8 protein-coding genes and 1 riboswitch are annotated in these 8,680 nt (G+C 67.1%); all 8 genes read right to left on the reverse strand.

Translation table 11 applies throughout. The features are described from left to right. Nucleotide 1: 1 nt before the first annotated feature. The 8 genes from PV766_RS20750 to PV766_RS20785 all read right to left on the reverse strand — a co-directional run bounded on the left by PV766_RS20750 (nucleotide 2) and on the right by PV766_RS20785 (nucleotide 8,629). Nucleotides 2-1,630 (reverse strand): ABC transporter substrate-binding protein, encoded by a 1,629-nt coding sequence (locus tag PV766_RS20750; RefSeq protein ID WP_129977502.1) that lies wholly within the window; start codon nucleotides 1,628-1,630, stop codon nucleotides 2-4. Nucleotides 1,631-1,827: 197 nt separating this feature from the next. Further along, nucleotides 1,828-1,923, reverse strand: a riboswitch (SAM riboswitch). A gap of 80 nt (nucleotides 1,924-2,003) precedes the next feature. Then, entirely contained in the window at nucleotides 2,004-3,050 is a 1,047-nt protein-coding gene (locus tag PV766_RS20755) for an LLM class flavin-dependent oxidoreductase (protein ID WP_129977503.1), read from the reverse strand. Next, complete coding sequence (locus PV766_RS20760) at nucleotides 3,047-3,553, reverse strand: GNAT family N-acetyltransferase (protein ID WP_421097774.1); 507 nt, start codon at nucleotides 3,551-3,553, stop codon at nucleotides 3,047-3,049. The genes PV766_RS20755 and PV766_RS20760 overlap by 4 nt, the downstream gene beginning before the upstream one ends. Further along, nucleotides 3,550-4,683: an FAD-dependent oxidoreductase gene (locus tag PV766_RS20765; RefSeq protein ID WP_129977505.1), complete on the reverse strand. Its 1,134-nt coding sequence runs from the start codon at nucleotides 4,681-4,683 to the stop codon at nucleotides 3,550-3,552. Before PV766_RS20765 ends, PV766_RS20760 begins: the two co-directional genes overlap by 4 nt. A 23-nt stretch (nucleotides 4,684-4,706) precedes the next feature. Continuing rightward, nucleotides 4,707-5,681, reverse strand: a complete 975-nt coding sequence (locus tag PV766_RS20770; RefSeq protein ID WP_421097775.1) for an ABC transporter substrate-binding protein — start codon at nucleotides 5,679-5,681, stop codon at nucleotides 4,707-4,709. Nucleotides 5,682-5,716: 35 nt separating this feature from the next. Next, nucleotides 5,717-6,499: an amino acid ABC transporter ATP-binding protein gene (locus PV766_RS20775; RefSeq protein ID WP_413766931.1), complete on the reverse strand. Its 783-nt coding sequence runs from the start codon at nucleotides 6,497-6,499 to the stop codon at nucleotides 5,717-5,719. Beyond that, nucleotides 6,496-7,410 (reverse strand): amino acid ABC transporter permease, encoded by a 915-nt coding sequence (locus PV766_RS20780; protein ID WP_421097776.1) that lies wholly within the window; start codon nucleotides 7,408-7,410, stop codon nucleotides 6,496-6,498. The genes PV766_RS20775 and PV766_RS20780 overlap by 4 nt, the downstream gene beginning before the upstream one ends. A 76-nt stretch (nucleotides 7,411-7,486) precedes the next feature. Then, nucleotides 7,487-8,629: an IS701 family transposase gene (locus PV766_RS20785; RefSeq protein WP_421097777.1), complete on the reverse strand. Its 1,143-nt coding sequence runs from the start codon at nucleotides 8,627-8,629 to the stop codon at nucleotides 7,487-7,489. Nucleotides 8,630-8,680: the final 51 nt, after the last annotated feature.

Raw genomic sequence — 8,680 nt, forward strand, 5'->3', positions numbered from 1 at the left:
TCTACTCGCTCAGCCAGGTGTCGAAGAACTGCAGTCGTGCCGACGCCTCGAACTTCAGGTCGGCGACGTTCGGTCCGGCACCGATCGCCTGCGACAGTTCGACCGTCGGGATCCACAGCCCGTTGTCGAGGACGAGCTGCTGCGCCCGGCCGATGAGCTCGGCACGTGCGGCCGGGTCGGTCGTGGACAGCTGCTGGGCGAGCACGTCGTCGAGATCCGGAATGGGATTGCGCTGGTTGAGGTTCCGCCCGTCGAGCCCGAATGCCGTGCGCAGGATGTCGCCGTCGGCCCGGGTGCTGTTGTAGTAGGACGCCTCGTAGTCGCCGGCATTCTGGCGTGCGGTGTTCTCCGGAGTGGAGACGAGATCGAGCTGCAGGTCGATTCCCACCGCCCGCAGCTGTTGCTGCACCAGTTCGAGAATGGCCTGGTTGCCGGCGAACACCGAGCTGAACAGCACGGGGAAGCTCAGGCGCTGCCCGTCCTTGACTCGGATGCCGTCGGGACCGGGCGCCCAGCCGGCCTCGCCGAGGATCTGCTCGGCCTTCGCCGGGTCGTAGGTGACGTCGGCGAGCTCGACGTAACCGGGGGTCGCGGAGGCGAGAGTGCTGGTGGCCGGGCGGAAGTCCGGTCCGAGGACCGTGTCGACCAGTTCCTGCCGGTCGATCGCCGGGACGAGCGCGCTGCGCACGGCCGGGTCGGTGAGGACACCGCGGCTCACGTTGGGTTGGAAACCGAACGGGATGCCCGGATTCGGGGTGGTCAGGATGCGGCCGCCGGCCCCTTCGATCTGCGGGGCGTCCTGCGGCAGCGCATCCGAGATGGCGTCGAGCTGACCCGAGGCGAGCGATCCGGTGCGGACACCCGATTCAGGGACGATCGTGAACTCGATCCGGTCGAGGTAGGCGTCGCCGTCGTGTCCGAAGGCCTCCGAACCCCACGAATAGCCCGTGCGTTTGACGAGGGTGGCGGACTTGTCCTGCTGGTAGTCCTCGTACACGAACGGGCCGGTGCCGGACAGGTCGCCGGCGCAACGTTCCTCCGCGCTCTTCGCGGTGTCGGCCTCCGAGAGCAGGCCGAGCTGATGACTTGCTGTGGCCTGCAGGAACGGCGCGTTCGGCACGGAGAAGTCGATCTGCGCCGTGCGGTCGTCGACGACCGTGGTGCCGGCATATCCTGCGAGATACCCGACGGCCTGCGGCGCCTTCACCCCTCCGAGGCTGTTCACGATCGCGTCGAAGTTCTTCTTCACGGAGTCCGCGGTCAGTGGAGTTCCGTCGCTGAAGGTCACACCCTCCTTCAGGCGGAAGGTGAACTGCGTGCCGTCGGCATTCGATTCCCAGCTCTCGGCGAGCCACGGCACGATCTCGCCTGTCCCGGGATCCTGGTCGGTGAGCGAGTCGACGACCTGCCGGGCGACGTAGATGGTCTGGTTGCTGGCGGCCTGCGCGGGATCGGCGCAGGTGGGTGGGACCGACAACCCGTACCGCAGGGTGCCACCGGCCTGCGGATCGCCGGTGGGCTCCGAGTTCGCCACGGCGCCGGTGCCGCACGCGGTGAGGGCAGCGCCCAGTACGGCGGTGGCGGCGGCCGTGACGACGAACCGGGACGCGGAGGAGGACGAGATGGACAACGACGGGCTCCGTGATCTGGACAGGGCTCCGGCGGCATCACCGTGTGGATGCCGCCCGGCGGGCGGGGATGTCGTCCCTGGGGAACGGGGGGTTCAGCGCGGATCTCGGCCGCAACGACACCTGGCGGCGCAGTGCCGGCACAGATCGACGTGGATGCGTTCCCACGCCCCCACCAGACCTTCGTTCGTCATCTTCTCCTCCATCGGTCCCGGCGGTAGCACCCTCACCTGCCCACGGCAGGGGGTTGCTGCGACGTCGTCGAGCCGGGTCTCTCGGTCGCTCTGGATGGTTCGTTACGCGAGGTTACGGAGCCACGGGGCTCGGGCACACCGTTTTTTTCACCACGATCGAAACGGTTCCGACGCCGCCGGCTCAGGCGGTGACGGCATCGCGGTGCGGTATCGCCGCACGCAGTGCCGGCGCGACCTCCGCCTGGAACAGTTCGAGGCTCGCCCGCTGTTCGGCCGCCGAGAACCCGCCGCGGTCGGCGGTCACGTGCGTGACCTCGTGACCGAACCGCTCGTGGTAGCGGAGCACCTTGTCGATCACCTGCTGCGGGCTCCCGATGAGTGCGGAGCTGCGTTCGACGAAGTCCTCGACGGTCTCGAAGACGACGGGAAGTCCCGTCTCCCGGGAGAATTCGAGTCGTTGCTCGAACTGGGTCCGGTAGGCGTCGATCGCTTCCTGCGAGGTCGGCGCGACGTACAGTCCGGCCGTCCCCGCACCCACCCGCGCCTCGGCGGGGTCGTGGCCGTAGGCCGCCCATCGTTCGCGGTAGTGGTCGATGAGCTCGGCGTAGGGCTCGATCGGGTTGGTGACGTTGGCAGAGAAGATCGGATCGCCGTAGCGGGCTGCGAGATCGACGGATTCGCGGCTGGTGGCGCTGCCGTGCCAGATGGCCAGACGGTGTTGCAGTGGCCGGGGCACGGTGACGGCGTCGGTGAGCGACGGCCGGAACCGACCCTCCCACGTGACCGTCTCGTTCTCCCACAGTGCCCGGAACAGCTCGTAACCCTCACGGTTGCGGTCCCACTGGTCGTCGGGCGTGACGTGGAACAGGTCGGCCTGGGCGGTGCCGTTGCCCTTGCCGATCATCAGCTGCAGGCGCCCACCCGACAGGTTGTCGAGTGTGGAGTAGTCCTCGAACGCCCGGACGGGATCGAGCAGACTCAGAGTCGTGACCCCGGTCCACAATTCGAGGGTGCTGGTCCGCGCCGCGATGTTGGCCAGGACGACGGGAGGCGACGAGGCGAGGAACGGCTTCTCGTGCCGCTCGCCCACCGCGAATCCTTCGAATCCGAGTTGTTCGGCGAGCACGGCGGTGTCGACGACCTCCCGGATCCGTTCGGACGGGGACAGCCACTCCCCCGTCACGGGGTCGGGATGGTGGGTGATGAGACTGAGCAGCAGGAACTTCACGCGGAGGCCACCTTTCGGACCAGGAATTTCTCGAAGGGATGCGGGCCGATCTCCTCGGCGGGTCGCCGGGGATCGAACAGGGCGGTGTACCCGGCCGCGAGATACAGCGCGACGGCCTCCGGTTGTCGCCAACCGGTCGTCAGATAGATGCGGGTGTACCCGCGACGTAAGGCCTCGGCCTCGAGTTCGGCGACCACGATGCGGCCGAGACCACGGCGCCGATGGTCTTTCGACGTCCAGATCCGCTTGAGTTCGGCGGTGCTCTCGTCGTAGCGCTGGAAGGCTCCGCCTGCGACCGGCACTTCGACCTCGACGAGGACGAGCAGGGCACCGTCGGGTGGCGCGAACCGGTCCTCCGGATAGCCGACGAGACTCTCGTACTGCTCCTCGAAGGAGTGCTCGTAACGGGTGCTGTACTCGACCGCGAGTTCTTCGAGCAGCGGTGCGGCCAGGGGATCGTCCTGCCGCACCGCCCGCACTTCGAGTCTGCCGGTCCCGGTCACGAGACCACCGCCGGCTGTCGTGCTCCGAACCGGAACGGTTCGGGGCTGGTGGCGGTGCCGTCGGCGAGGTCGGCGACGAGTTCGCCGATGGCGGGCGCGAACTTGAATCCGTGTCCGGAGAATCCGGCGGCGACGGTGACGGCACCGACGCGGTCGACGACGAAGTTCGAGTCCGGCGTCGTCGTGTACAGGCAGGTGTCCACCCGTGCACTCTCGGCGTCCACGCCGGGGAGCCAGGTCCGGGCGTAGGCGACGAGTCGGCGGACACCGTCCGGGTCCGCCACGAAACTACGGTTGTCCGGTTCGACCTGCGGGCCGGTGCCGTGCTCACCGATCTTGATGCCGTCGACGGAACCGAGGCCGTAGATGCCCTCCCCGTCGAGTCGGGCGCCACGGTGGTGGACGAAGCTGGGCCACTGCGCGTCGGTGAGCGGGACGAAGTGCGCCGGTTGTTCCTGCGTCGTGCGCAGGGCCGGCAGCCGGGGTGCCGTCTCGTTGCCCGCCCCGTCGAGGACGGCGCGCGTCCACGCTCCCGCCGCGACGACGACGTGCCTCGCGGTGATCACCTCGGTGTCGAGCACGATCTCGACGCCGCGATCGGTCTCGCGGACGGTGCGGGCCGGGGTGAGGTGCCGGACGTCCGCACCGGCCTGCGCCGCGGCCTGCTGCAGCGCCGCCACCGAGTGGTCGGCGTGCAACCGCCCGGCGTCGGGATGGTGCAGCACCGTGGTGTCGAACCTGATGCCGGGCCAGCGACGCTGCGCCTCGGCGGGATCGAGGACGGTGTGCGCGATGCCGAGCTGATACAGCGTCTTCGTCTTGGCGTGGACGGCCGCGGGCAACCCGTGGTCGACGGCGCCGGTGAGCTCGAGGACCCGGTTGCCCGTGGTCTCTTCGAGCTGCCGCCAGAGCGGTAGGGCACGAGCGGCGAGCGCGGTGTAGAACTGCCCGTCGTAGGCCTGCCGATAGATGCGGGAACTGCCGTGCGAGGCACCGCGGTGGTGCCCCTGCTCGAACTGTTCGAGCAGGACCACCGTGCGGCCACGTGCGGCGAGTCGCCACGCCGCTGCGGAGCCGATGACACCGCCACCGACCACCACGACGTCGACGAGTCTCCTGACGCGAGTCATGCTGTCTTCCTGTCGTTTCCGGCCTACGAGGTCTTGGGCAGGCCGGGCGGGTTGATCCGCGAGACCTCGATCGCTTCGCTGCTGATGCCCCACCGGTCGAGAACCTGTGCGTACGTGCCGTTCTCGATGACGTGGTTGATCGCCTCGTTGATCGCCTGGATCAGGCCGTTGTCCTTCTTCGTCAGTACCGCGATCTCACCCTGCAGGTCGAGACCGGCTCCCGAGAACGTGCCGGCCACCTCGGTCTCACCGGACTGCAGCGCGTGGAAGGCAGACGTCGGATTCGGGCCGACGTACGCGTCGATGCGGCCGGAACCGAGCGCGAGGTAGTAGTCGACGGCGTTCTGGTAGTACAGGATCTCGGCAGGTTCGAGTCCGGCAGCGACGTTCTGTTCGTTCCACTCGACGAGCAGCGCCTCCTGGTTGGTTCCGGAGCCGACGCCGATCGTCAGGCCGGCGATGTCCTCGGGTCCGTCGAAGGTGATGCCGCTGTCCTTGCCGACCTCGACGGCAAGGCTGTCGAGGCGGTAGGTGGCGAAGTCGTACTTCTCCTTGCGTTCCTCGGTGACGGTGACGTTGGAGATGAACACGTCGGCCTCACCCGAGTCCACGCGGACGAAGTTCTGGGCCCAGTCCGCGGCGGTGAGTTCGATGTCGAGGTCGAGAACATCTCCGATGAGATGGGCGAAGTCGGTCTCGGATCCGATAATCGTGGTGTCGTCGTCGGCGTAGAAGCGCAACGGCGGCACCGTACCGGCGTTGCCGGTGACGACGAGCGTGCCGCGGTCGCGGATCTCCTCGGGAACCTTCGCGGCGATCTCCTCGACCGGGTCGGTGGTGATGCGGTTCTGGTCCGCGGTGAGGTTGTAACCGGCCGCCGTCGCGGCATCGGTGTCGGTGCCGGCATCTGCGTCGGAACCGCAGGCCGCGACGCCCAGGAGAGCGACGGCGGTCAGAGCCGAGGTCAACAGGCGGACCCGGCGGGAGGAAGCGAACATCGTTACCTTCTCGAATGCTGTGGTGGGGAGGGGAATCAGAGAACGCGCGACAGGAAGGACGCGGTGCGTTCCTGCTGCGGATTGTCGAGGACCTCGTGGGGTGGCCCCTGTTCGACGATGACGCCGCCGTCCATGAAGACGACGGTGTCGGCGACCTCACGGGCGAAACCGATCTCGTGCGTGACGATCACGAGGGTCGCGCCGTCACCGGCGAGGTCGCGGATGACGGCGAGCACCTCACCGACGAGTTCGGGGTCGAGCGCCGAGGTGGGTTCGTCGAAGAGGATCACGGCGGGGTGCAGAGCCAGGGCCCGCGCGATCGCGACGCGCTGCTGCTGACCGCCGGACAACTGTTTCGGATAGTCGTGCAGCTTGTCGCCCACGCCGACGCGGTCGAGCAGGGCACGAGCCTCCGCCTCGACCTCCGTGCGGTCGCGTCCCTGCGCCGACACCGGCGCCTCGACGACGTTCTCGAGGGCGGTCAGGTGTGGGAAGAGGTTGAAGTTCTGGAAGACGAAGCCGATGCGAGAGCGTTGACGGAGGATGTCACGGGCACGCACCTCGTGCAGCTTGTTCCCGCGACGCTTGTAGCCGATCAGCTCACCGTCGATGCGCACAGTGCCGCGGTCGACCTTCTCGAGGTGGTTGAGGGTGCGCAAGAGGGTGGATTTCCCGGATCCGGACGGACCGAGGATCACGGTGACAGTGCCCTTGCGGAGCTGCAGATCGATGCCTTTGAGAACTTCGAGCGTGCCGAACGACTTGTGGACTCCGCGCACGTCGACGACGTAATCGACGTCGTCCCGGGTGGCGGTCATTTCGTCGCTCCCCGTGGTGCACCGATGCCGCTGTCGCGGATCTCGCGGTATTTCGCGACCACACGTTGCCACGGGGTGAGCGGTAGTGCGCGTGCCGAACCGCGGGCGTAGTGCCGTTCGACGTAGTACTGCCCGATCGACAGGATCGTGGTGAGGATGATGTACCAGACGGTCGCGACCATGAGCATCGGAACGACGCGTCCGGTGCGGCCGAAGATCACCTGTACCTGGTAGAAGAGTTCGGCGATGGCCATGGTGGAGACGATCGACGTGCCTTTGAACAGGCTGATCACCTCGTTGGCAGCGTTCGGGAGGATCGCCCGCATGGCCTGCGGGAGAACGATCTTCACGAACTGCCGGTAACGCGGGATGCCGAGCGCGTTGGCCGCCTCGATCTGGCCGTGGTCGACGGAGATGATGCCGGCGCGGATGATCTCGGCGGAGTAGGCCGCCTGGTGGAGCGCCAGACCGATGACAGCGGCGGTGAAGCCCGAGATCACCCCGGCGACACCGAACTCGAAGAAGGCCGGGCCGAACGGGATGCCGATCGACAACGTCTTGTACAGGTAGGCGATGTTGAACCAGAACAGCAACTGGACGATGAGAGGGATCGATCGGAACGCCCAGATGTACGTCCACGAGACCACCTGCAGAACAGGATTGTTCGACAACCGCCCGATCGCGAGGAGCACACCGAGCGCGAAGCCTAGGACCGTGCCCCACAGCGTCAACTCGATCGTCATCCACAGTGCGGAGAGCACGGACGATGCGGTGAAGTACTGCGCGAAGGTCGCCCAGTCCCAGCCGGGGTTGATGGCTAGTACTGCAACGACAGTTTGAGATGTCGACGTTTGTAGTGACTGACACGGGCCCTGGCCTGGCTGACCCGACGCCAGTTCAACCAGTGCCACACATGGAGAAGAGTGTGTCGCACCGGGCACGCGACCCGATTGAACAGTCGTCGAATCTCGTTGACCGTCAGAGGAATCAGCTTACCGGGGCCGGATGAAGATCCCCTTTTTGAGCGTCTCGGCGCAGGATCGTCAAGAACGCGGCCGCGGCCATCGACAAGGTGATGTGCCGGTACCAGGCGGTGTAGCCGCGGACCTGGTAGTGGTCGAGTCCGGTCTCGTTCTTGGCGGCCTGGAAGCATTCCTCGATCGCCCAGCGGCTGCCGGCCACCCGCACCAGCTCCGCGAGTGGGGTCTCGGCAGGCCCGTAGCAGATGTAGTAGGCGATCTCGTCGCGGTCGGTGAGCGAGCGGCGGGCCAACAACCAATGACCGCGGCCTCGTTCACGGATGGGCCGGATCGGGGCGGCCGCCCAGTCATAAACCCGGGGACCGTGTGCACCGTCGCCGCAGGACAGGCGTTGCCACGCCGAGGCGTCGAGTTCGGCGATCACGGCGTGGGCGCGGCGTTGCCGCAACTGCATCGAGATCACCATCTGCGACTTCGGCACGGCCAGCACATGCGAGACACCCTTCGATTCGAGCCACAACCGGAGCTTGCCGACCTGCCCGTAGGCCTCGTCTCCGGTGACCCATCCGAACGGGATACCGGCATCGAGTGCCCGCTCGATCATCGTTTGCGCCAGTTCGGGTTTGGTGGAGAACTCGACGTCGTCGTCGATGCCGGCGTCCCGGCACCGCTGCCGGTCCTCGGTCCATGCTTTCGGTAGGTACAACTCCCGGTCGATCAACGCCCGACCGCGGTCGGAGGCGTAGGCGAGGAACACCCCGATCTGGGAGTTCTCGATCCGCCCGGCCGTGCCCGAGTATTGCCGGGCGACCCCGGCCGAGCGAGTTCCCTTCTTGAGGAAGCCGGTTTCGTCGACGATCAACACCCCGGACTTGTCGTCGCCGATCGTCTCGACCACGATCTGGCGCACGTCATCGCGGAGTCCGTCGCAGTCCCAGGCGTAGAAGTTCAGCAGTCGCTGCATGCCCTCTGGGCCGGTGTCACCGGCGGCTTCGGCCAGCGTCCAGCCGTTCTTGCGTTCGACCTCCGCGAGCAGGCCGCGCATGTAGGCGCCCATCCGCCGCCGCGACTCCACTCGGGAAAACCGGTGCGCGAACCGGGCGCAGAACGCCGTGAATCCCGCCGACCATTCCAGCACCTCCGACTGCACAAATGATCAATTACCACACGTGCACCGGTGGTCACAAACTGTCGTTGCAGT

This window comes from Rhodococcus sp. As11 (assembly GCF_048957735.1).
In the GTDB taxonomy this organism is placed as follows: domain Bacteria; phylum Actinomycetota; class Actinomycetes; order Mycobacteriales; family Mycobacteriaceae; genus Rhodococcus; species Rhodococcus gordoniae.